At 69.1% G+C, this 22,013-nt stretch carries 14 protein-coding genes and 3 pseudogenes; 10 read left to right on the top strand and 7 right to left on the bottom strand.

Features of this window, described 5'->3' with window-relative positions:
• Positions 1-119: 119 nt before the first annotated feature.
• The 3 genes from GFH49_RS30280 to GFH49_RS30270 all read left to right on the top strand — a co-directional run bounded on the left by GFH49_RS30280 (position 120) and on the right by GFH49_RS30270 (position 5,909).
• Positions 120-2,312 (top strand): IucA/IucC family protein, encoded by a 2,193-nt coding sequence (locus tag GFH49_RS30280; RefSeq protein WP_408055971.1) that lies wholly within the window; start codon positions 120-122, stop codon positions 2,310-2,312.
• 275 nt (positions 2,313-2,587) lie between these two features.
• Positions 2,588-3,526, top strand: a complete 939-nt coding sequence (locus GFH49_RS30275; protein WP_456243059.1) for a GNAT family N-acetyltransferase — start codon at positions 2,588-2,590, stop codon at positions 3,524-3,526.
• Positions 3,527-3,938: 412 nt separating this feature from the next.
• A complete protein-coding gene (locus GFH49_RS30270) occupies positions 3,939-5,909 on the top strand; it encodes an ATP-dependent DNA helicase (RefSeq protein ID WP_155059247.1) in 1,971 nt (656 codons plus the stop codon).
• 114 nt (positions 5,910-6,023) lie between these two features.
• On the opposite strand, the gene lexA is transcribed toward GFH49_RS30270, so the two are convergent.
• Positions 6,024-6,803, bottom strand: coding sequence for a transcriptional repressor LexA (gene lexA / locus GFH49_RS30265; RefSeq protein ID WP_155059246.1), 780 nt, complete (start codon positions 6,801-6,803; stop codon positions 6,024-6,026).
• Between the two features lie 564 nt (positions 6,804-7,367).
• Here lexA and nrdR point away from each other — a divergent pair.
• Positions 7,368-7,919, top strand: a complete 552-nt coding sequence (nrdR, locus tag GFH49_RS30260; protein ID WP_155059245.1) for a transcriptional regulator NrdR — start codon at positions 7,368-7,370, stop codon at positions 7,917-7,919.
• A 163-nt stretch (positions 7,920-8,082) separates the two neighbouring features.
• Complete coding sequence (locus GFH49_RS30255; protein WP_155059244.1) at positions 8,083-10,977, top strand: vitamin B12-dependent ribonucleotide reductase; 2,895 nt, start codon at positions 8,083-8,085, stop codon at positions 10,975-10,977.
• Between the two features lie 66 nt (positions 10,978-11,043).
• Here GFH49_RS30255 and GFH49_RS30250 read toward each other — a convergent pair whose 3' ends face one another.
• Entirely contained in the window at positions 11,044-11,574 is a 531-nt protein-coding gene (locus GFH49_RS30250) for a TerD family protein (protein WP_155059243.1), read from the bottom strand.
• A gap of 148 nt (positions 11,575-11,722) precedes the next feature.
• On the opposite strand from GFH49_RS30250, the gene GFH49_RS30245 reads away from it, so the two are divergent.
• The 3 genes and pseudogenes from GFH49_RS30245 to GFH49_RS30235 form a co-directional block, all read left to right on the top strand.
• The gene (locus tag GFH49_RS30245) at positions 11,723-12,328 is read left to right on the top strand and encodes a YdbC family protein (RefSeq protein WP_155059242.1); all 606 of its coding nucleotides are present in this window, start codon (positions 11,723-11,725) and stop codon (positions 12,326-12,328) included.
• Positions 12,329-12,447: 119 nt separating this feature from the next.
• Entirely contained in the window at positions 12,448-13,131 is a 684-nt protein-coding gene (locus GFH49_RS30240; RefSeq protein WP_155059241.1) for a histidine phosphatase family protein, read from the top strand.
• Positions 13,121-13,636: pseudogene (locus GFH49_RS30235) on the top strand (ADP-ribosylglycohydrolase family protein); the annotation flags it as partial. The gene GFH49_RS30240 and the pseudogene GFH49_RS30235, both read left to right, overlap by 11 nt.
• Here GFH49_RS30235 and GFH49_RS40575 read toward each other — a convergent pair.
• Positions 13,582-14,004, bottom strand: a pseudogene (locus tag GFH49_RS40575) (MFS transporter); the annotation flags it as partial. The pseudogenes GFH49_RS30235 and GFH49_RS40575 overlap by 55 nt on opposite strands.
• Positions 14,005-14,015: 11 nt before the next feature.
• Here GFH49_RS40575 and GFH49_RS40570 point away from each other — a divergent pair.
• Positions 14,016-14,138 (top strand): annotated as a pseudogene (locus GFH49_RS40570) (glycine/betaine ABC transporter substrate-binding protein); the annotation flags it as partial.
• Positions 14,139-14,676: 538 nt separating this feature from the next.
• Here the strand turns inward: GFH49_RS40570 and GFH49_RS30225 are convergent.
• From GFH49_RS30225 to GFH49_RS30215, 3 genes are read right to left on the bottom strand one after another with little or no spacing between them, the layout of a single operon-like run.
• On the bottom strand, positions 14,677-15,804 hold the full coding sequence (locus GFH49_RS30225; RefSeq protein WP_155059240.1) for an ABC transporter ATP-binding protein: 1,128 nt from the start codon (positions 15,802-15,804) through the stop codon (positions 14,677-14,679).
• Positions 15,797-17,566, bottom strand: coding sequence for an ABC transporter permease (locus GFH49_RS30220; RefSeq protein ID WP_155059239.1), 1,770 nt, complete (start codon positions 17,564-17,566; stop codon positions 15,797-15,799). The genes GFH49_RS30225 and GFH49_RS30220 overlap by 8 nt, the downstream gene beginning before the upstream one ends.
• A 33-nt stretch (positions 17,567-17,599) precedes the next feature.
• Complete coding sequence (locus tag GFH49_RS30215) at positions 17,600-18,739, bottom strand: ABC transporter substrate-binding protein (protein ID WP_155059238.1); 1,140 nt, start codon at positions 18,737-18,739, stop codon at positions 17,600-17,602.
• 293 nt (positions 18,740-19,032) lie between these two features.
• On the opposite strand from GFH49_RS30215, the gene GFH49_RS30210 reads away from it, so the two are divergent.
• Entirely contained in the window at positions 19,033-20,610 is a 1,578-nt protein-coding gene (locus GFH49_RS30210; protein WP_155059237.1) for a sensor histidine kinase, read from the top strand.
• Here GFH49_RS30210 and GFH49_RS30205 read toward each other — a convergent pair.
• On the bottom strand, positions 20,543-21,769 hold the full coding sequence (locus GFH49_RS30205; protein WP_155053965.1) for an IS110 family RNA-guided transposase: 1,227 nt from the start codon (positions 21,767-21,769) through the stop codon (positions 20,543-20,545). The genes GFH49_RS30210 and GFH49_RS30205 overlap by 68 nt on opposite strands.
• Positions 21,770-22,013: the final 244 nt, after the last annotated feature.

The following is a 22,013-nucleotide window of genomic DNA, read 5'->3' as shown; positions in this document are numbered from 1 at the left end:
CAGCCACCCGTCGTTCGGGCACTGACCCGCCATCCGGTCGGCCTGTCGGCCTGTCGGCCCATGCCGTCTCACTTCCAGGTCGTCGCACAACGAACCAGAACCACCTCACGAGGACAGCGTTGAACACCACTCCCGCATCCGACACCCACGCCCACGCCGATCTGCCGGGCCCCGCGGAACCCGGAACTCCCCCGACGGCCACGGCTGAACCGATCTCTCCGTCATCCGCGTCATCCGCCGAGCGGCCGGACCGGGTCCCCGAGCAGGGCGGGGCACCCGACTGGGAACGCCGCCCCGGGCAGGACGGAGCCCTCGACGCCGGACGGCCACACGATGGGACCGCCGATCTCCTGGAACATCCCGACCCGCATACGACGGCACAGTCCGCGGCCGTGGAGAACCTGCTGCGCTGCTGGGTGCGCGAGACCGACATCCCCTCTCCCGGCAACGGCACCCTCCGCATCTGCCTGCCGGCCAGCGGTACGGCCCTGCTCGTCCCGGTCCGCTACTGGTCGCCGACCGGCTTCCACCGCTTCGGCCTTCCGCGCCTTGCCGACGCCCCACAGGCCTCCCCACCGGCCGACGCGGTCACCGTCGCGGCCCTTCTGTCCAGGGAGACACCTCCGGCGACAGGAACGACCGACCGGCCTGCCAGGTCCGCCGACTCGAGCCTCGGCCCTTCCCGGCGAGCCGACTCCAAAGCAGCCGGGCGCACCATCCCTGGTGCAGTCGACCACGCCACCCCCGGCGCAGCCGACGACGCCACGCCCGGCGCAGCCGACGACGCCACGCCCGACGCAGCGGCTTGCACGACGCCCGACGCGGCCCAACGCACCGACCTCGTCTCCCGTGTCGCCGACTCCGTCCGACTGACCGCCTCCTTCATCAAGGACCGTCGGCAACACCCATCAGATGTGTCCGACCTCTACCTCTCGGCTGAACAAGCGCTCCTCCTCGGCCACCCACTGCACCCGACCCCGAAGAGCCGCGAAGGTCTCTCCGAGCGCGAAGCGCGGTGGTACTCACCCGAGTTGCGCGGCTCCTTCCCGTTGCACTGGCTGGCTGTCGCCCCCTCCGTACTCGCCACCGACTCCGCCTGGACCGAACGGGGCCGTCTTGTCCCGGCACCGCAGCTCACCGCACGACTGGCGGCGGAACTGCCGCTGCCCGACAGTTATGCCGCCCTCCCGCTGCACCCCTGGCAACTGCGCGACATCCACGGACGCCCCGAGGCCGCGGCTCTGCTCGACGCAGGACTGCTCCGCGACCTCGGCGAGCACGGCCTTCCCTGGCATCCCACCTCCTCCGTGCGCACCGTTTACCGGCCCGGCGCCCCCGTGATGCTCAAGCTGTCCTTGGGCCTGCGCATCACCAACTCCCGCCGGGAGAACCTCCGCAAGGAGCTCCACCGTGGCGTCGAGGTCCACCGTCTGCTGCGCAGTGGCCTGGTCAAGCAGTGGCAGGAGGCGCACCCGGGCTTCGACATCGTCCGCGACCCGGCCTGGCTCGCCGTCGACACGCCGGACGGCAACCCCGTGCCCGGTCTCGACGTGATGATCCGGCACAACCCGTTCAGCCCTTCGGACGACGTCTCCTGCATCGCGGGACTTGTCGCCCTCCGGCCGTACCGTCCATCGGACACGGTCGCAGGACACTCCGAGTCCGGTGGGGCACCATCGCGGCGGCCACCCGTCACGTCCCGTCTGGCAGAGGTGGTGACGCGTCTCGCCGACCGAACCGGTCGACCTCTTGGCGCGGTCGCCGCCGAGTGGTTCCTGCGCTACCTGGAGCAGGTCGTCCGACCCGTCCTGTGGCTGGACGCGGAGGCGGGCATCGCACTGGAGGCACACCAGCAGAACACGCTGCTTCTGCTGGACGCCGACGGCTGGCCCACCGGCGGTCGCTACCGCGACAACCAGGGCTACTACTTCCGTCAGTCCCGGCGTGCGGAACTCGATGCCCGGCTGCCCGGTGTCGGCCGGCACAGCGGCACTTTCGTCTCGGACGAGGTCGCCGACGAGCGCTTCGCCTACTACTTGGCGATCAACAACGTGCTCGGCCTCATCGGTGCGTTCGGCTCCCAGCGCCTCGTCGACGAGCAGTTGCTGCTCGCCGCCTTCCGCCGCTTTCTCAGCGAGGTCGCTGTCGGCCCGGCCCGCTTGCGCGGCTCATTGCCCGCCCGACTGCTCGACTCACCCGTGCTGCGCTGCAAGGCCAACCTGCTGACCCGGCTGCATGGACTCGACGAGCTGATCGGCCCGATCGCCACCCAGTCCGTCTACGTCACCATCGCCAACCCCTTCCACTTCTGACCATCACCAACTCCCTTCACTTCCGAGGAACATGCCCCACCCCTTCTCCTGAGAGGAGCGTCACCGTGCCTCCCACTGACGCGAGCGCCGACGCCGGTACGGCAGCCGTCACCGACGTTGGCCCGGCCGCCGACGAGAGCGCCACCCGTACGAGCCCTGATGCCGACGAGAGCAGGACCGGGACGGACGCCTGCTCGGAGCCGGACTGCGAGGACACCCTCGACCTGCGCCTGCCCGACGAGTTCATCGCACTCCTCGCGAACGAACGGGCCGCGGTGGAAGAACGGACCACTGCGGAGGAGCGGACCGTCACGGAGGAGCGGACCGATGCGCGGGAGCCGGCCGACTTCGCGACGCGGACCGCCGCGCGGGAGCAGGCCGACGCCGGGACACAAACCGGCGCGGGGGAGCACGGTGCCGACTTTGAGGCGGACGGGCGGGAGCAGGCCGACATCGACTGGCAGCCGGACGCGCGGGAGCAAGCCGATGCCAACTGGCAGGAGGACGCGTACGGACCGGCCCACCCCGGAAGGCCAGCGGACACGGGTGAGCGGATCGCGGCTGGGCGGCAGGCCGGCAGGGAGGGGAAGCGGAGCCGCGGTGGGGACGCGCCTCATTCCATCCCTTCCGTGCAGATCGACGGCGACCTGCTCGACCACGTCGCCGACTGGGGGCCGGCCGTCACACCAGCAGGCGTGTTCCAGCTCGTCCCGGTGGACCTGGCACAGGACTTGCCGCTCATCTGCCGCTGGATGAACGACCCCGCCGTGGCGGCGTTCTGGGGTCTGGAGGGGTCCCAGAACGCGACAGAGGACCATCTGCGTGCCCAGCTCGCCGGAGACGGACGCAGCATCCCCTGCCTCGGGGTGCTGGAGGGCACGCCGATGAGCTACTGGGAGATCTACCGAGCGGACCTCGATCCGCTGGCCCGCCACTATCCCGCTCGACCTCACGACACTGGAATCCACCTCCTCATCGGTCGAGTCGCCGATCGCGGGCGAGGACTCGGCGGCACCCTGCTCAGAGCCGTCGCCGACCTCGCGCTCGACAAGCGGCCCGCCTGCGCTCGCGTCGTCGCGGAACCCGATCTGCGCAACACCCCCTCCGTGGCCGCCTTCCTGAGCGCAGGTTTCCGGTTCTCCGCCGAGATCGAGCTGCCTGCCAAGCGGGCCGCCCTGATGATGCGAGACCGTTCCCTGCGCCACCTTCTGTAGCGCTGTGCCATCACGCTGCCACTTTTGGTACGCCGCTCGAACCGATCCGGTTCCCACTCCACCTCCGTCCTCGCCGAGCCGGTCGGCGGCTTGTCCAAGGCTGGTCGGTGCCTGACCACGGACCCGCACAGCTCCGACGCACCCGACCCGCCGGCTCCCCGCTTCCCCGCTTCTCCGCTTCTCCGCAGAATCGTGCCCGCAGCTGCCCCCGCGATCGCCCCGCCCCAGCCCGCCCACAACCGAACCGAACCGATCCGAGCCACCAGTGACCCGCTTCCACCCCGATTACGTCACCCCCGACCAGCAACGGAACCGATCCGATCACCAACCGCGCAGCCCACGGTCTTGATCCAGTCCCTCGCCCCGCCTTGACCACTCGTTTGTCAGTGGTGGGCCGTAGGGTGGACGCGCTATGACGAAGCCCTCACTTCCCGAACTCCTGCATGCTGCCGTCACTGCCGTCGGCGGTACGGAGCGCCCCGGTCAGGTGACCATGGCCGAATCCGTCGCGGAGGCGATCGATGACGGCTCCCATCTGCTGGTCCAGGCCGGCACCGGCACGGGAAAGTCGCTCGGCTATCTCGTGCCCGCGCTCGCCCACGGGGACCGCGTCGTCGTGGCGACCGCCACGCTGGCGCTGCAGCGCCAGCTCGTGGAGCGGGACCTGCCGCGCACGGTCGAGGCCTTGCACCCCCTGCTGCGCCGCCGCCCGGAGTTCGCGATGCTCAAGGGCAGGTCGAACTACCTGTGTCTGCACCGCCTCCACGAAGGCGTTCCGCAGGACGAGGAAGAGGGACTGTTCGACCAGTTCGAGGCAGCCGCACCCACCAGCAAGCTGGGCCAGGACCTGCTCAGGCTGCGCGACTGGTCCCAGGACACCGAGACCGGTGACCGCGACGACCTCACCCCCGGCGTGTCGGATCGCGCCTGGGCGCAGGTGTCGGTCTCCTCGCGGGAGTGCGTGGGCGCCACGAAGTGCGCGTACGGCGCCGAATGCTTCGCCGAGATGGCCCGCGAGCGCGCCAAGCTCGCCGAGGTCGTCGTCACCAATCACGCGCTGCTCGCGATCGACGCCATCGAGGGCGCCCCGGTCCTCCCGCAGCACGAGGTGCTGATCGTCGACGAGGCTCATGAGCTGGTCTCCCGGGTGACTGGAGTGGCCACGGGTGAGCTCACCCCCGGCCAGGTCAACCGCGCGGTGCGGCGTGCCGCGAAGCTCGTCAACGAGAAGGCCGCCGACCAGCTCCAGACCGCCGCGGAGGGCTTCGAGCGGCTGATGGAGCTGGCCCTGCCGGGCCGTCTGGAGGAGATCCCGGAGGATCTCGGCTATGCGCTCATGGCCCTGCGCGACGCCGCCCGCACCGTCATCTCCGCGATCGGAGGGACCCGCGACAAGTCCGTCCAGGATGAGGACGCGGTTCGCAAACAGGCCCTGGCCTCCGTCGAGGCCGTGCACGACGTGGCGGAGCGGATCACCAACGGCTCCGAGTGGGACGTCGTCTGGTACGAGCGGCACGACCGCTTCGGCGCCTCCCTGCGCGTCGCCCCGATGTCCGTATCGGGTCTCCTCAGGGAGAAGCTCTTCACCGACCGCTCGGTGGTCCTGACCTCCGCGACTCTCAAGCTGGGCGGCGACTTCAACGGCGTCGGCGCCTCCCTGGGGCTGGCCCCCGAGGGCACGGAGAGCGACGACTCCCCGCAGTGGAAGGGCGTGGACGTCGGCTCGCCCTTCGACTATCGCAAGCAGGGCATTCTGTACGTCGCCAAGCACCTGTCGCGGCCCGCGCGTGACGGCGATCGCGCGGACATGCTGGACGAGCTGACCGAACTGATCCAGGCCGCCGGAGGGCGCACGCTGGGGCTGTTCTCCTCGATGCGGGCCGCTCAACTGGCCGCCGAGGAACTGCGTTCCCGCATCCCCGAGTTCCCGATCCTCCTCCAGGGCGAGGAGACCCTCGGCGAGCTGATCAAGAACTTCGGAGCCGACCCCAAGACGTGCCTCTTCGGCACGCTGTCGCTGTGGCAGGGCGTCGACGTACCCGGCCCGAGCTGTCAGCTGGTCGTCATGGACAAGATCCCCTTCCCGCGTCCCGACGATCCGCTGATGAGCGCCCGCCAGAAGGCGGTGGAGGACGCCGGCGGCAACGGCTTCATGGCGGTCGCCGCCACGCACGCGGCCCTGCTCATGGCCCAGGGCGCCGGCCGCCTGGTACGGGCGTCGGGAGACCGCGGCGTGGTGGCCGTACTGGATCAGCGGCTGGCCACGGCGCGGTACGGCGGCTATCTGAAGGCGTCACTGCCCGACTTCTGGTACACCACGGACCGAAACCAGGTCCGGAAGTCACTGGCCGCCATCGACGCGGCAGCGCATCAGGCGGGGTGAGAAGCGGCTCCGCCCCGTCGGGGTGGAGCCGGACAGCACAGGGCCCCGGAACCGGCGCAGGGGTCCCGGGGCCCGGTCAGAAGGCGGGCCTGTTCGGCCCGCCCGCCGCAGCCGTCACACGCGGCGCAGCACAGCGACCACCTTGCCGAGGATGGTGGCGTCGTCGCCTGGAATCGGCTCGTACGCCGAGTTGTGCGGGAGGAGCCAGACGTGGCCGTCCTCGCGCTTGAAGCGCTTGACGGTGGCCTCGCCGTCGAGCATGGCGGCCACGATGTCGCCGTTCTCGGCGACGGGCTGGCGGCGGACCGTGACCCAGTCGCCGTCGCAGATCGCGGCCTCGATCATCGAGTCGCCGACCACCTTCAGCACGAACAGCTCACCGTCACCGACCAGCTGGCGGGGGAGGGGGAAGACGTCCTCGACCGACTCCTCGGCGAGAATCGGGCCGCCCGCGGCGATACGGCCGACCAGCGGAACGTACGACGCGGCCGGCTTACCCGCGGTGTCCGTGGGCTGCACGGAGGTGGCCTGGTCGGAGCCACGCACCTCGTACGCACGCGGACGGTGCGGGTCGCGGCGCAGGAACCCCTTGCGCTCCAGTGCCATCAGCTGGTGTGCGACGGAGGATGTGCTGGAAAGCCCGACCGCCTGCCCGATCTCGCGCATCGACGGCGGGTAGCCGCGCCGCTGCACGGAGTCCCTGATCACCTCGATGACGCGGCGCTGCCGGTCCGTGAGGCCCGAGCTGTCCGCCCGGATGCCTGGAGGTCGGCCCGGCAGGGAGCGCTTGTGCCCCTCGGGATTGGTGGCTTCGTTCATCGCATGCACCGGCTCGGGTCGGCCCTGGGGGCGGTCCTGGGCAGTGATGGTGGCACTGTCTGCGGTGGTGGTCACGTCGGCCCCTCTCGATGGTCTCCCTGCTGGACAACGGTAGTTGCTTTCGAAAGGTTGCGCCAAACACACGTTCGAGTGAAAAAACGCGAATCGCCTGCCGCGATCATGTGTCTGGGTGTACAGCTAACGCGACACCTGGCGGACAAAAGCGGCCTATTGTGCACTCTTCGCCACCGGGGAACGACCTCTTGAGTCGTTGCCCCAGTCTGCCATCCGGCATCCGGTCAACACGGAACCGACCCTCATCTGCGCGGGAGTCGCACGACCTCTCCCTGCGGCGCCCACGGTATCCCCGCATGCGCCTCGGCGGTACGGCTGTGCACGTACGCGTGCCGGCGTGGCGGTGTTGCCGTACGGCACGGCTCGTGCGGGTGCGACACGCGGGCATGGCGTGCATGTATGAGCCAATCCCCACATCTAGTGGTTGGATTGCGGCAGCAGCCCAGAAGTTGTGGTCCCCCGGGTCTTCGGTCCCGCGATCATCGCCTATGCTTGGGGCTGCTTCGAGGGGCCCGAGTGGCCTTTCGAGGCTATTGAGTCTGCTGTGAGGAGGGTTGGGAGATCATGCACTGCCCCTTCTGCAGGCACCCCGACAGCCGCGTCGTCGACAGCCGTACGACCGACGACGGCACGTCGATCCGCAGGCGCCGCCAGTGTCCGGACTGCTCCCGTCGTTTCACGACCGTGGAGACGTGCTCGCTCATGGTGGTCAAGCGCTCCGGCGTCACCGAACCTTTCAGCCGTACCAAGGTCATCAACGGCGTGCGCAAGGCATGCCAGGGACGACCTGTCACCGAGGACGCGCTCGCCCAGCTCGGCCAGCGGGTCGAGGAGGCGGTGCGGGCCACCGGAAGCGCCGAGCTGACCACCCATGACGTGGGGCTGGCCATACTCGGCCCGTTGCAGGAACTCGACCTCGTCGCCTATCTGCGATTCGCCTCCGTCTACCGGGCGTTCGACTCGCTGGAGGACTTCGAGGCCGCCATCGCGGAACTCAGGGAAGAGACGCCACGCCCCGGCGCCGACGACGAAGACGCGCGCGCGGGGGGCCAGGAAGACGATCGCGGGCCCGGAGGGACCACTCACGTCCCCGTGCCCGCCAACGCCGCCGACTGACAGGCGGGCCGGACCCGGGCCCCAGGGCTCCGGGTCGGCCGGTCGGCGGCGAGCGAAGACCTGTTGCGGCGGCAGCGAGAGGTGCCCGCAACACCAGACAGAACACCGTGCCACGGGAACATCGTGGCACTTCAGGGCGTTTTAGCCCGTACAGGGAGGCGGCATGACAGAGACGGCGAGCGGTCCGGCACGAGGTTCCCGAGCCAAGGGCACCAAGGCGAGCAAGGGCCTGCGTATCGAGCGCATCCACACGACCCCCGGCGTACACCCGTACGACGAGGTGGCCTGGGAGCGCCGTGACGTCGTCATGACCAACTGGCGCGACGGCTCGGTCAACTTCGAGCAGCGCGGCGTGGAGTTCCCCGACTTCTGGTCGGTGAACGCGGTCAACATCGTCACCAGCAAGTACTTCCGCGGTGCCGTCGGCACCCCGCAGCGCGAGACCGGCCTCAAGCAGCTGATCGACCGCATCGTGAAGACGTACCGGAAGGCCGGTGAGGACTACAAGTACTTCGCCTCGCCCGCCGACGCCGAGATCTTCGAACACGAGCTGGCATACGCCCTCCTGCACCAGATCTTCAGCTTCAACAGCCCCGTCTGGTTCAACGTCGGCACCGCCCAGCCGCAGCAGGTCTCCGCCTGCTTCATCCTGTCCGTCGACGACTCCATGGAGTCGATCCTCGACTGGTACAAGGAAGAGGGCATGATCTTCAAGGGCGGCTCCGGCGCCGGCCTGAACCTCTCCCGCATCCGCTCCTCCAAGGAACTGCTGTCCTCCGGTGGCAACGCCTCCGGCCCGGTCTCCTTCATGCGCGGCGCCGACGCCTCCGCAGGGACGATCAAGTCGGGCGGCGCCACCCGCCGCGCCGCCAAGATGGTCATCCTCGACGTCGACCACCCCGACATCGAGGACTTCATCGAGACCAAGGTGAAGGAGGAGGAGAAGATCCGCGCCCTGCGTGACGCGGGCTTCGACATGGACCTCGGCGGCGAGGACATCACCTCCGTCCAGTATCAGAACGCCAACAACTCGGTCCGCGTGAACGACGAGTTCATGAAGGCCGTGGAGAACGGCGACAAGTTCGGCCTCCGCGCGCGGATGACCGGTGAGGTCATCCAGGAGGTGGACGCCAAGGCCCTCTTCCGCAAGATGGCCGAGGCCGCCTGGGCCTGCGCCGACCCCGGCATTCAGTACGACGACACCATCAACCACTGGCACACCTGCCCGGAGTCCGGCCGCATCAACGGCTCGAACCCCTGCAGCGAGTACATGCACCTGGACAACACGTCCTGCAACCTCGCCTCGCTGAACCTGATGAAGTTCCTCAAGGACGACGGCAAGGGCAACCAGTCCTTTGCGGCCGAGCGCTTCGCCAAGGTCGTCGAACTGGTCATCACCGCGATGGACATCTCCATCTCCTTCGCCGACTTCCCGACCCGGAAGATCGGTGAGAACACGCGCGCGTTCCGCCAGCTCGGCATCGGCTACGCCAACCTCGGCGCGCTGCTGATGGCGACCGGCCACGCGTACGACTCGGACGGCGGCCGCGCCCTGGCCGGCGCCATCACCTCCCTGATGACCGGCACGTCGTACAAGCGCTCCGCCGAACTCGCCGCGGTCGTCGGCCCGTACGACGGCTACGCCCGCAACGCGCAGCCGCACCTGCGGGTCATGGAGCAGCACTCCGACGCCAACGCGAAGGCCGTCCGCATGGACGACCTGGACACGCCGGTCTGGGCAGCCGCCACGGAGGCCTGGCAGGACGTGCTGCGTCTCGGCGAGAAGAACGGTTTCCGTAACTCTCAGGCATCCGTCATCGCGCCGACCGGCACCATCGGCCTGGCGATGTCCTGCGACACCACCGGCCTTGAGCCCGACCTCGCCCTGGTCAAGTTCAAGAAGCTGGTCGGCGGCGGCTCGATGCAGATCGTCAACGGCACCGTCCCGCAGGCCCTGCGCCGCCTGGGCTACCAGGAGGAGCAGATCGAGGCGATCGTCGCCCACATCGCCGATCACGGCAATGTCGTCGACGCCCCGGGCCTCAAGCACGAGCACTACGAGGTGTTCGACTGCGCCATGGGCGAGCGCGCCATCTCCGCGATGGGTCACGTCCGCATGATGGCCGCGATCCAGCCGTGGATCTCCGGCGCCCTGTCCAAGACGGTCAACATGCCGGAGTCGGCGACCGTGGAGGAGGTCGAGGAGATCTACTTCGAGGCCTGGAAGATGGGCGTCAAGGCGCTCGCGATCTACCGCGACAACTGCAAGGTCGGCCAGCCGCTCTCCGCGAAGACCAAGGAGAAGGAGAAGGCCGAGATCACCGAGAAGACCGAGGACACGATCCGTACCGCGGTCGAGAAGGTGGTCGAGTACCGCCCGGTTCGCAAGCGCCTCCCGAAGGGCCGGCCCGGCATCACGACCTCCTTCACCGTCGGCGGCGCCGAGGGCTACATGACCGCCAACTCCTACCCGGACGACGGTCTCGGCGAGGTCTTCCTGAAGATGTCCAAGCAGGGTTCCACCCTCGCGGGCATGATGGACGCCTTCTCGATCGCCGTCTCGGTGGGTCTGCAGTACGGAGTGCCGCTGGAGACGTACGTCTCGAAGTTCACGAACATGCGCTTCGAGCCGGCGGGTATGACGGACGACCCGGACGTGCGGATGGCCCAGTCGATCGTCGACTACATCTTCCGCCGCCTGGCGCTGGACTTCCTGCCCTTCGAGACGCGTTCCGCGCTCGGCATCCACTCCGCCGAGGAGCGCCAGCGTCATCTGGAGACCGGTTCGTACGAGCCGTCCGACGACGAGGTCGACGTCGAGGGCCTGGCCCAGTCGGCGCCGCGCGCCCAGGAACTGAAGGCCGTCGCCACGCCCAAGGCCGACATCGAGGCGGCCAAGCCCGCCCCGCAGCAGGCCCACACCAGCGCTGAACTGGTGGAGATGCAGCTGGGCATCCAGGCCGACGCCCCGCTGTGCTTCTCCTGCGGTACGAAGATGCAGCGGGCCGGCTCCTGCTACATCTGCGAGGGCTGCGGCTCGACCAGCGGCTGCAGCTGACCCCAGGTGGCGGGCAGGCCCTGAAACGAAGGGGCGCCGACCCTGTGCGGCGCCCCTTCGGGCTGATCAGGACCAGTGGTTGCCCATGACGCGGGTGAAAGTGGCCGGGTCGTCCTCGAAGCCATGGATTCCTGCATGGAAGTCCCATGCGCCCGATTCTCCGCGCACGAACTCGGCGACTGCTGCCGCTGTCGCCGCCAGCACACCGCCGAAGTCGTCCTGGGCCAGGACGTCATAGCCCTCGCTGATGCGCAGGTTCGGCTTGAGCACGCTGACGAAGGTCCGGTGTGCGGGGCGCTGTTGGATGACCACGCCGACGACCACGCGCGCGTACCGGCTGTCGAGCCGGTCGAGCTCCAGGGTCATGACCTCGTCCCAGCCGAAGCCCTTGCCGTCCGCGCTGTCCCGGTTGAGCGTGATGGTGCCGTCGGGAGAGCGGCTGCCGAAGTACACCGTGTAGGCGGGATCGCCGTGTGGATCGCTCGCCAGGTAGGTCGCGGCCACGAGGTCCATATCCGTGGGCGGTTGCCCTGCCGGACTCGGGTCCCACTTCAGTGCGACCTCGGCCTTCCGAATGCCCTTGCTGAGCCCGTTCACCAGACGTCCCCTTCCCCGTACGGACCTGCCCCAACTGCCGGACAGTCATGGTTGGTTGTCCATCGTGCCACGCGCGCGTGCACAGGTGCGCGGATGTGGTCCGCACGAGCGTGACCGAGGCCACGCTCCGTGGCCTTACGATGGCGCGGTGCTGGTCAAGTGGATTCGCTGCACCGTGGTGGACCGCCGCGGCTTCGAGCGGGGGCAGCGAAAGTGGGCGGGGCTTCTGGGGGAGCCGGGGTTTCGAGGGCAGGGCGGAGGCTGGAGTCGGGGGCGGCCCTCCGTCGCGCACATCTTCGCCTTCTGGGAGAGCCGTGCCTTCTACGACTCCTTCATGGCCCGTTCCCACGACCGGCTCGCGGCGGCCCAGTCGGGCACGTTCAAGGACGCTCAGGTCAGGCTGTTCGACTATCGCTTCGACGTGAAGACCGGCTTCGAGCCGCGTTTCACGGACGCCGATCTGCTCCGGGTCGCCCACTGCCGCGTCCATGAGGACCGCGCCGAGCACTTCATGCTGATGCAGGAGAAGGTGTGGAACCCCGCGATGGCCGGCTCGCCCGGCATGGTCCGCGGGCTGTTCGGTGAGGCGCCCGGGAATGAGTTCCTCGTGCTGTCGATGTGGCAGTCGGCCGCCGAACACGGCAAATACCGCACCGAGCGGGTGGAGCGGCTCGCCCTGCGTGCCCAGACCGAGGCGGACGTCGCAGCCCTGAGAGGTGACATCGTGGGGTTGGAACCGGCCTGGATAGTTTGATATCCGGGCCCAATGATTCGTGTGCCCTATGGGGCCTGTGTTGCAAGAATTGTGTGACCTACGCTGTATGGAGCCCGTACGAGTGCTCGATGAGCCGTCACTCGATCTAGGGTTTTGGCATGGCACGACCACGGCGCATCGTCCTTGTCCGGCATGGTGAGTCAACCGGCAATGTTGATGACACCGTGTACGAACGCGAGCCCGACCACGCCCTGGCACTGACCGAGCGGGGCTGGCGGCAGGCCGAGGAGACGGGAAAGCGGCTGCGCGAGGTGTTCGGCCGTGAGCGCATCAGCGTGTACGTCTCCCCGTACCGCCGTACGCACGAGACGTTCCGCGCCTTCCACCTCGACCCCGAGCTCGTCCGCGTGCGTGAGGAACCCCGGCTGCGCGAACAGGACTGGGGCAACTGGCAGGACCGGGACGACGTACAACTTCAGAAGGCCTATCGGGACGCGTACGGTCACTTCTTCTACCGCTTCGCCCAGGGCGAGTCCGGGGCCGATGTGTACGACCGGGTCGGCGGCTTCCTGGAGAGCCTGTACCGCAGCTTCGAGGCCCCGGACCATCCGCCGAACGTTCTGCTGGTCACCCACGGCCTCGCGTTGCGGCTGTTCTGCATGCGCTGGTTCCACTGGACGGTCGCGGAATTCGAGTCGCTGTCGAACCCGGGGAACGCGGAGATGCGGATGCTCGTTCTCGGAGAGGACGGCAAGTACTCGCTCGACCGGCCGTTCGAGCGCTGGCGAGATCCGGAACCGTACGGGATCACCGGGATGGAGTGGCAGAGCGATGACCGCTGACTCCGCTCTCGCCGGGCGCCTGGACCGCGCCCTGGCGAGCCTGCGCGGACTCGCGGTCGGGGATGCCCTGGGCTCGCAGTTCTTCGTGCCGGTGAACTACCCGCTCCTGAAGCGCCGTGAGCTGCCACAGGCTCCCTGGCAATGGACGGACGACACGGAGATGGCGTGCTCCGTCGTGGCAGTCCTCGCCGGTCACCGCCGCATCGACCAGGACGCCCTTGCCGGCTCCTTCGCCGAGCACCACGACTTCGACCGCGGCTACGGCCCGGCGGTCAACCGTCTGCTGAGGCTGGTCCGTGAGGGCGGCGACTGGCGCGAGCTCGCGGCTGCGCTCTTCAACGGACGGGGGTCCTGGGGGAACGGCGCAGCGATGCGGATCGCCCCCCTGGGCGCCTGGTACGCGGACGATCCGGAGCAGGCGACCCACCAGGCCGAGATCTCCGCATACCCCACACACCAGCACCGTGAGGCCGTGGTCGGCGCCATGGCCGTCGCCGCTGCCGCGACGAAGCCCATCGAAATGCCGTGGGTGAGTACGTCGTGCCCCCAGGGCGCGGGCAACCGCTGAGTCTTGGCGAACTCGGCCTTCTGCTCGGCCGAACCGTCGGCCATGAACTTCGGCAGTTGTTTCTCCGTCTCGTCCTTGCTGGCCGAGCCGAACACCGTCGTCAGGATGGACAGGCCCAGCGAACCGCCCACCTGTCGCGTGGCGTTGAGCAGTCCGGACGCCGCACCCGCCTCGTGCTGGGCGACACCGGACACCGCGGTCACCGTCAGGGTGACGAAGTTCAGCCCCATGCCGAAGCCGAACACCAGCACCGGCCCGAGCACCCCACCGACGTACGAGCTGTCGGAGCTGATCAAGGTCTGCCAGACGGTGTCCCTGGACCAACGACGACCAGAACACCGTCGCCAAGTACATCGCGCTCGACAAGACGACACCGGAGGCGGCGGCGAAGAAGTGGGTCGACGCGAACCCGGACAAGGTCGAGGCCTGGCTTGGCTGAGCGGGTCCGTCGAAGTCCGGTGCGTATCGGCTCGCCCCGAAGGGGCGCGGGGCTGTGTCGAGGTGCGGTTGCCGCCGCGATGGGGGTCCCCGGGTTCGAGCGAAGTCGGGAATTCGGGGGGAGCGACCAGCCACGGCGGACCCACGGCCGACGCACCGGACTTCCAGCGGAGCGCTGAGCGCCGGTCGGGCCCGGCGGCGGCCGGCAGCCCGGCGCACAGGCACAGCCGTTCCTGCGTCCGCTCGCAAGTTCCGCCCCTCGGGCATACGCCGCCCGGGGTCGCGCCGGCAGGCCGACGGCCTTGACGGGGAAGGCGGTCGGGGAGGCCGCCGGATCGTCGCGCACCGTCAGCTCGTCGGCAGGCACTGTCCGGCGAGCCGGCCGCGGACTCGCCGGCAGGGGAGGACACCGGGTGGAGGGGCACCCGCGCCCACCCGGGGCGGTGGGCCGCCGTGTCCCGGGACGGCGCCCCGGACGAACCCGGGTGGGGCACCGTCCCGGGGCCGGTCATGTGCCGGTCGGCCGGGGTGCGCGGGCCTCAGGGGCTGACCGTCAGCAGGTCCCGCTGCTCTTCCGGGAGCTCGACCTCGTCCGCGTACAGGAGCGCCTGGGCGGGCTCGAAGACGAGGGACACCTCCCCGGACAGTCCGCCCTGGCCGCTGAGGACCTGGACGACCTGGTCGCCGAGGCGGACGTCGTACTCGTAGCGGGAGCCGACGTAGGAGCTGGTGAGGACGTGGGCCTTCAGATGGTTGGTGCCGGAGGCCGTACCGGGCTGCGGGACGACCTCCAGGCGCTCCGGACGGATCGCCACCGTGACGGAGTCGCCGCCCGGGAGCTTTTCGTCGCTGTCGACCTGCACCACGTCGGCGCTGCAGTCGAGGAGGATGCTGTACCGCTTGCCCTGCTGCCCGACCACCCGGCCGGCGAGGAAGTTGCAGCGGCCGACGAAGGCGGCCACCGCGGGGGCGGCGGGACGCTCGTAGATCTCGGACGGCGTGCCGATCTGGATCATGTTGCCGCCCTCCATGACCGCGATCCGGTCACTGAGGGCGAGGGCCTCCTCCTGGTCGTGGGTGACATAGACGGTGGTGATGCCCAGCTCCTCCTGGAGGCGCTTGAGCCAGGCGCGGGCCTGCTCGCGGAGCTTGGCGTCGAGGTTGGACAGCGGCTCGTCGAGGAGCAGGACCGTGGGAGAGTAGACCAGGGCCCGGGCCAGGGCGACGCGCTGCTGCTGGCCGCCGGAGAGCTGGTGCGGGTAGCGGTTCTTCAGCTCGGTGAGGCCGACCTTGTCGAGCGCGTCGTGGATCAGGGTCTTCTGTTTCTCCTTGGGGACCTTGCGGATGGTGAGGGGCAGCGCGAGGTTCTTCGCGATGGTCATGTGCGGCCACAGCGCGTACGACTGGAAGACCATGCCGAGGTTGCGTTCCTCGGGCGGCAGGAACACTCCGGCCGAGGTGTCGACGAAGGGCCTTCCACCGACGGTGATGGAGCCCTCGGTGGGCTGTTCGAGTCCGGCTACGCAGTTGAGCGTGGTGGACTTGCCGCAGCCGCTGGCTCCCAGGAGGGTGAAGAACTCGCCGTCCTTGATGGTGAAGGTGACATCGCGGAGGACGGAGTTGTCCCCGAACGTCTTGGCCAGGTTCTTCACGGTCACCTCAGGCATGGTGCTTTCCCTTCATGAGCAGGCCCGCGAGTGCGACGAAGACCGCGGTGATGGCGATCTGGAGGGTCGCCAGAGCGGCGACGGATCCGGCCCGGCCCTGGGTCCAGAGGCTGAGCATGGTGGTGCCGAGGATGTTGTTGTCCGCGGAGCTGAGGAACACGGCCGGGGAGTATTCCTTGAGCATGATCACGAAGGTGAGGACCAGCGCTCCGGCGAACGCCGGGGTGACGAGGGCCCGCAGGACGCGGAAGAACGTCATCACCCAGTCGGCGCCGGAGACCCGGGCCGCGTTGTCCAGCTCGCCGCCGATCTGCATGATCGCCGGGGCGATGGAGCCGAACGCACTGGGCAGAGCGCGCATGCCGAAGGCGATGATGACGGCGTAGACGGTGCCCTGCAGCACTGAGCCGATGCCGAACGGGGCGAGCGCGAAGGCCCAGAAGAAGCCGATACCGATGATGATGCCGGGCAGCGACTGCGGGATCAGCGCGAGGTACTCCACGGCCCGGCCGAAACGGAAGGTGGAGCGGCGGGCGACCATCACCGCGAGCACCGCGATGGCGCTGATCGTCACCGAGCCGATCCCGGCGACGATGAGGCTGTTCCAGAGGGACTGCACGTAGTTGTCGGAGCCGAAGACGATCTCGTAGTTCTTTGTGGTGACCGTCTTCAGCGGCGACTGGAGCGGGGTGAATATCAGCGTGAAGGAGCGGAGGACCAGCCCGAGGATCGGGATGAGGGCGCCGGCGATGACGTACAACCAGATGCACACGATGCTCACCCACTTCAGCCAGCCGAGGTCCAGCTTGCGGGGGCGGGTCACCTTGCCGCGTACGGAGACGAAGCGGGCGGCGTCCTTGAGCAGCTTGGCCTGCACCGCGACCAGGCTCAGCGTGACGAACAGGATGATCGTGGAGGCCGCGCCCAGCATCGTGTAGTCGGGGTCCACCGACTGCAGGCCGTTGTGGTACAGGAACGTCGAGAACACATCGATGTCCACCGGCTGGCCGTACAGCAGCGGCACGCTCAGGGTCTCCAGCGAGACGGAGAACACCAGGATGGCGCTGTAGACGATGGGCGGTCGCAACAGCGGTACGACCACCTGCATCAGGATCCGCAGCGGTCCCGCGCCGCAGACCTGGGCCGCCGACTCCAGGGAGGCGTCCGACTGGCGCAGCGCGCCCGCGCAGAACACGTAGGCGATCGGGGCGAGTGCCACGGCCTCCGTGAGCGCCATCCCGGGAATCGAGTAGAGGTTCCACGGCACGCCGCCGAAGACCTGCTGGATCTGGATGCTGACGAACCCGGCCGGGCCGTACATGATGATCCAGCCGAAGCCCAGGATCAGCGAGGAGATGAAGAACGGCCACTGCATCGCCAGGGCGATCAGCCGGCCGCCCGGCAGCTTGGTGCGGACCACCACGATCGCCATCGGGATGGCGATGGCCAGGCTCAGCAGCGTGGTGAGCCCGGCGAACAGCAGCGTGTTGAGCGCTACGTCGCCGAAGCCGGCGTCGGTGAAGAGCCTGGTGTAGCCACTGAGGGTGAAGGCGCCGCCCGCTTCGTAGAGCGGGCGGTTGCGCACGCTCTGGTAGAGGGTCGGGACGATCGGGGCCAGTACCAGGACGGCGAGGAACGCCAGTACCCCGTACTGGACGACCTGGTCCCGCCCGATGCCGAGGGGACGGCGGTAACGCGGCGGCTTGAACGTTTTCTCATGCTCGCCGGCCGGCGTGCGGGGCGGCTGGGTCAGGGTTGACATCTGCTCTGGCTCCGATCGTCCCTTCAGGGGTGCCTACTTCTTGAGGAGTCCGTTGAACCGGTCGAGCCAGGCGTCGGCGTCGTTCTTCGCGACGGCCTCGTAGTCGACGTGGATGATCTTGTCCTCGCCGACCGCGTCGACGACCTCCTGGTAGGTGTGCAGGCCCTCGCCCTCGACGCCCTCCCGGTAGGACGACAGTCCGCCCTCGGCGACCGCGCGCTGGCCTTCCTCAGAGAGCGCGAAGTCCAGGAAGAGCTTCGAGGTCGCCGGGTGCGGCGCCTCGGCGGCGACGCCGAGGCCGCGGGGCAGGACCACGGTGCCGTCCTCGGGGAAGACGATCTTCACCAGTCCGGCGCTGTCCTCGACGACCGGGTACGCGGGCGAGGCGCTGATCAGGAAGCCGGCCGTGTACTCACCGGCGACGATCTTCTCCAACTGGGTGCCGGAGGAGGTCTCGGGGCGGGTCAGCGGGAGGATCGTCTTCAGCGAGTCCCACGCGCCGGGGCTGCCCTCGGTGAGGGCACGGGTGATCGTGAAGCCGAACGAGCCCTCCGGGTCGCGGACCGTGACCTTGTCCTTGAACTTGCCCTCGTCCGCGCTGACGATCTCGGCCAGGTCGGCGATGCCGGTCGGGGCCTGCTCCATCAGGGAGGTGTTGTAGGCGATCGTCATCGGGTCCTGCGACATCGAGTAGACGCTGGGCAGCAGCTCCGCGGATTCGCCGAGTTCGGAGAGCTCCGGGGACTTGTACTCCAGGACCGTGTCCCCGCGCCCGGAGAAGTCCGCCCAGGCGCTCGCCGCGCTGGAGATCAGCACGTCCGCCGGGGAGGAGCCGGACGCGTTCTCCGAGAGGACCTTCTGGAACAGCTCGTCGCTGTCGAGCTCGTTGATCGAGACGGTCTTGATCCAGTCGTACTTCTTCTTGAAGTCGCGGACGATGGGGGCCATGTTCTCGTCGCCGAGGTTGGAGTAGACGGTCAGCTTGCCGCCCTCCTTCTTGGCCTCCTCGATCAGGGCGTCGTAGTCCTCGGGGTAGTAGGCGGGCACCGCGCCCGTCGCGATCTTGTTCTCCGCCACCTTGGGCGTGTCACTGCCGCCTCCGCAGGCGGTCAGCGCGCCGCCGAGCGCGAGCGCCAGGGCGAGCGCGGTCGCGGGGTGGTGGGTTCTGGCCATGGTTCTCCTCCTCGAACGTGCCCGCTGGCACTTGTTGCCGGGAGGTTAGGAGTGACCGGAGCCACACCGGGAGTCTTGTGGGCGCAACCCGCTCTTCTGCGCACAAGCGGCGTTTTGCTCGTTGTGCCAACGGTATGGCGACGAAAACACGCCACAGGACTGGGCAGCGGCCCCTCGGGCGCTTACCTTTCGTTCACAACCGCGTCAATCGCATGAATCAATCCCATGAGTCGTCGGGCGATGGCGGGCGGTGGCGGGTGACGTCGGGTGACCAGGAAAGATGAGGTAGGCACGTGCGGATTCCCCGGCCCCGGCGTGTTTTCGCCCAGGTGCTGGCCGTGCAGCTGGCCATCACCACGGGTGTGACAATTCTCGCCACCGGACTCTTCCTCGCCCCGTTCGGCTCCCACCTCGACGACCAGGCGATGCGTCGTGCGCTCGCCATCGCCCAGACCGCCGCCCAGCCGGACATCGCACGCGATCTCGTCGCCACCGAGCCGAGTTCGTCGGGGCCGGTGCAGCAGAAGGCCGAACGCATACGCCGGGCCACCGGGGCGCTGTACGTCGTCGTGATGGACACCCACGGCGTGCGCTGGTCGCACACCAACCCGGCCCGGATCGGCTACCACGTCTCCACGGATCCCGATCGCGCGCTCGCCGGCCACGAGGTCATGGAGATCGACACCGGAACGCTCGGCCGCTCCGCCCGCGCCAAGGTGCCGCTGCTCGACGACCAGGGCGGCATCGTGGGGGCGGTCTCGGTCGGCATCGCCTACGGCAGCGTGCGCGACCAGCTCTTCGGCGCGGTTCCCGGGATGATGCTGTACGCGGGCGCCGCGCTCGCCGTCGGCGTCCTGGCCGTTCTCCTGGTCTCCCTCAGCCTGCGCCGCCGCACCCACGGAGTCGCGTTCGCTGACATCTCCGCCCTCCTCGACGAGCGCGAGGCCATGCTGCACGGCGTCCGGGAGGGCGTCGTCGCCTGCGACCGGCGCGGCAGGATCCGCCTGGTCAACGACGAGGCCAGGAGACTGCTGAACCTCGACACGGACGCCACCGGCCACACCCCGGACCAGGCGCTGCCCCCGGGCCGAACGGCGGACGTGCTGGCCGGACGCGTCGCCGGGGCCGACCTGCTGACCGTCAGCGGCGGCCGGGTACTGATCGCCAACCGCATGCCGACCCGGGACGGCGGGACGGTGGTGACGCTGCGCGACCGCACCGAACTGGAACTCCTCGGCCGCGAACTGGACAGCACGCAGGGGCTGCTGGACGCGCTGCGCGCCCAGGGCCACGAACACGCCAACCGTCTGCACACCCTCCTCGGGCTGATCGAGATCGGCCGCTACGACCGGGCCGCCCAGCTCATCGCCGATGTCGCCCACACCCGCCGGTCGTCCGCCGAGCAGATCGCCGAGCGCGTCCGGGACCCGCTGCTGTCGGCGCTGCTGGTCGGCAAGTCCGCCGTCGCCGCCGAACGCGGCGTACCGCTGCGGCTGTCCCCCGTCACGCGGCTGGCCGACCGGGTGGTCGATCCGCGGGAGCTGGTCACCGTCCTGGGCAACCTCATCGACAACGCCGTGGACGCGGTGGCCGGGCACCGGCCCTCCAACCCCTTCATCGAGGTGGAGCTGCGGGCCGAGGGCACCACCGCCGTCCTGCGCGTGGCCGATACCGGGCCGGGCATACCGCCGGAGATGCGCGAGCTGGTGTTCACCGACGGCTGGTCCACCAAACCCTCGGACCACCGTCCGCACGGACGTGGTATCGGCCTGGCCCTGGTCAGACACCCCATGTCGTTTGGTGTCAAGCGGTATGGGGTTGTGCGTGGTGCGACCAGGCGGTTGCTTCGTCGTAGAGGGTGCGGGTCTTGAGGCATCCGTGGAGGATGCCGACGAGCCTGTTGCCGACCTGGCGGAGGGCAGAGTTGTAGCCGGCCTCGCGGGCTCGCTGCTTGTCGTAGTACCGGCGGGCGCCGGGTGAGGCCCGCAGGGCGGAGAACGCCTGGCGCTGAAGCGCGTCGGCGAGCCGGTTGTTGCGCACGTAGCGGGCCTGGACGGTGTGGCTCTTGCCGGAGGCCCGGGTAACGGGGCTGGTTCCGGCGTAGTTCTTGCGGGCCTTGGCGGAGCTGTAACGGGTGGGATCGTCCCCGAACTCGGCGAGCACCCGGGCGCCGGTGATCTCTCCGATGCCGGGCATGGAGAGGTAGATCTCAGCGTCCGGGTGCGCGAGAAAATGCGCCTTCACCTGCTCTTCCATCGCGGCTATCTGTTCGTTGAGGGCGATCAGGAGACGAGCATGGGCGGTCGTGGTGGCCCCGTAGGCGGCGGCCACCGGCTCGGGCAGTTCCAGGTGCTTCTCGCGCAAGGCGGCCTGGATGGCCCCGGCCTTCTGGTCCCGGTTGTGGCGTCGGGCGCGGGCCAAGATGGCGGTGATCTGGATGCGGGTGAGCCTGGCCGCCGCCTGGGGGGTGGGCGCCTTGATGAGCAGTTCCAGCGCGTCGGTGCTGGTCAGCTCCAGGCTCGCGTAGGCGTTCAGGGCTGCGGGGAAGTACTCGCGCAGCGTGTTGCGCAGTCGTTGGAAGGTGCGGGTGCGTTCCCAGATCAGGGTCTGGTGGGCGCGGGCGACGACCTTGACGGCCTGGGCCTGGTCGCTGTCGCCGGCGATGGGCCGCAGCTGGTCGCGGTCGATGCGGACCATGTCGGCCAGCGCGTGGGCGTCGCCTCTGTCGCTCTTGGCGCCGGAGGTGCTGTACCGCTCCTTGAACCGGGCGACCTGCCGAGGGTTGATCGCGTAGACCCGGTAGCCGGCCGCAAGCAGGGCCTGCACCCAGGTGCCGCGGTCCGTCTCGATCCCGACGATCACGTCGCAGGGGACGAGGTCCTCACCCGCATGCTTCGCCACAAGCTCGTGGAGCTTGGTGATACCGTCCGCGCCCTCGGGCAACCTTGCGGTCGCGAGGCGGCGGCCGGTGGTGTCCTGGACTTCGACATCGTGGTGGTCCTCGGCCCAGTCGTCGCCGATCAGCAGCAACTCATCCTCCAGGTCAGGTACTTCCCGGTCATGCAGCCCGCGGAAGACACGGCACGCGGCCTAATGGATCCAGTGCTCACGCTCAGCTCGGCGGGCACGCCACCCCATCAGCGGTCATGGCCTTCCGGCCAACCAGCAGGGGCACGGTCTGACCACAGAACTCACAGTGGTTCCGGCGACATAAGTGCTCACCTGCTGGCGGCTACGGCACCGAGTCTCTCCGACCCGGCAGCTCCCATTAGGC

It is taken from the genome of Streptomyces blattellae (assembly GCF_009709555.1).
GTDB lineage: Bacteria > Actinomycetota > Actinomycetes > Streptomycetales > Streptomycetaceae > Streptomyces > Streptomyces blattellae.
This window is presented reverse-complemented; position numbering and strand designations above follow the sequence as displayed.

Bases quoted from the DNA above. Each gene is read 5' to 3' on its own strand.
- GFH49_RS30270 (WP_155059247.1), top strand. From the start codon at position 3,939: ATGACGAAGCCCTCACTTCCCGAACTCCTGCATGCTGCCGTCACTGCC.
- nrdR (WP_155059245.1), top strand. From the start codon at position 7,368: ATGCACTGCCCCTTCTGCAGGCACCCCGACAGCCGCGTCGTCGACAGC.
- GFH49_RS30255 (WP_155059244.1), top strand. From the start codon at position 8,083: ATGACAGAGACGGCGAGCGGTCCGGCACGAGGTTCCCGAGCCAAGGGC.
- GFH49_RS30240 (WP_155059241.1), top strand. From the start codon at position 12,448: ATGGCACGACCACGGCGCATCGTCCTTGTCCGGCATGGTGAGTCAACC.
- GFH49_RS30225 (WP_155059240.1), bottom strand. From the start codon at position 15,804: ATGCCTGAGGTGACCGTGAAGAACCTGGCCAAGACGTTCGGGGACAAC.
- GFH49_RS30220 (WP_155059239.1), bottom strand. From the start codon at position 17,566: ATGTCAACCCTGACCCAGCCGCCCCGCACGCCGGCCGGCGAGCATGAG.
- GFH49_RS30215 (WP_155059238.1), bottom strand. From the start codon at position 18,739: ATGGCCAGAACCCACCACCCCGCGACCGCGCTCGCCCTGGCGCTCGCG.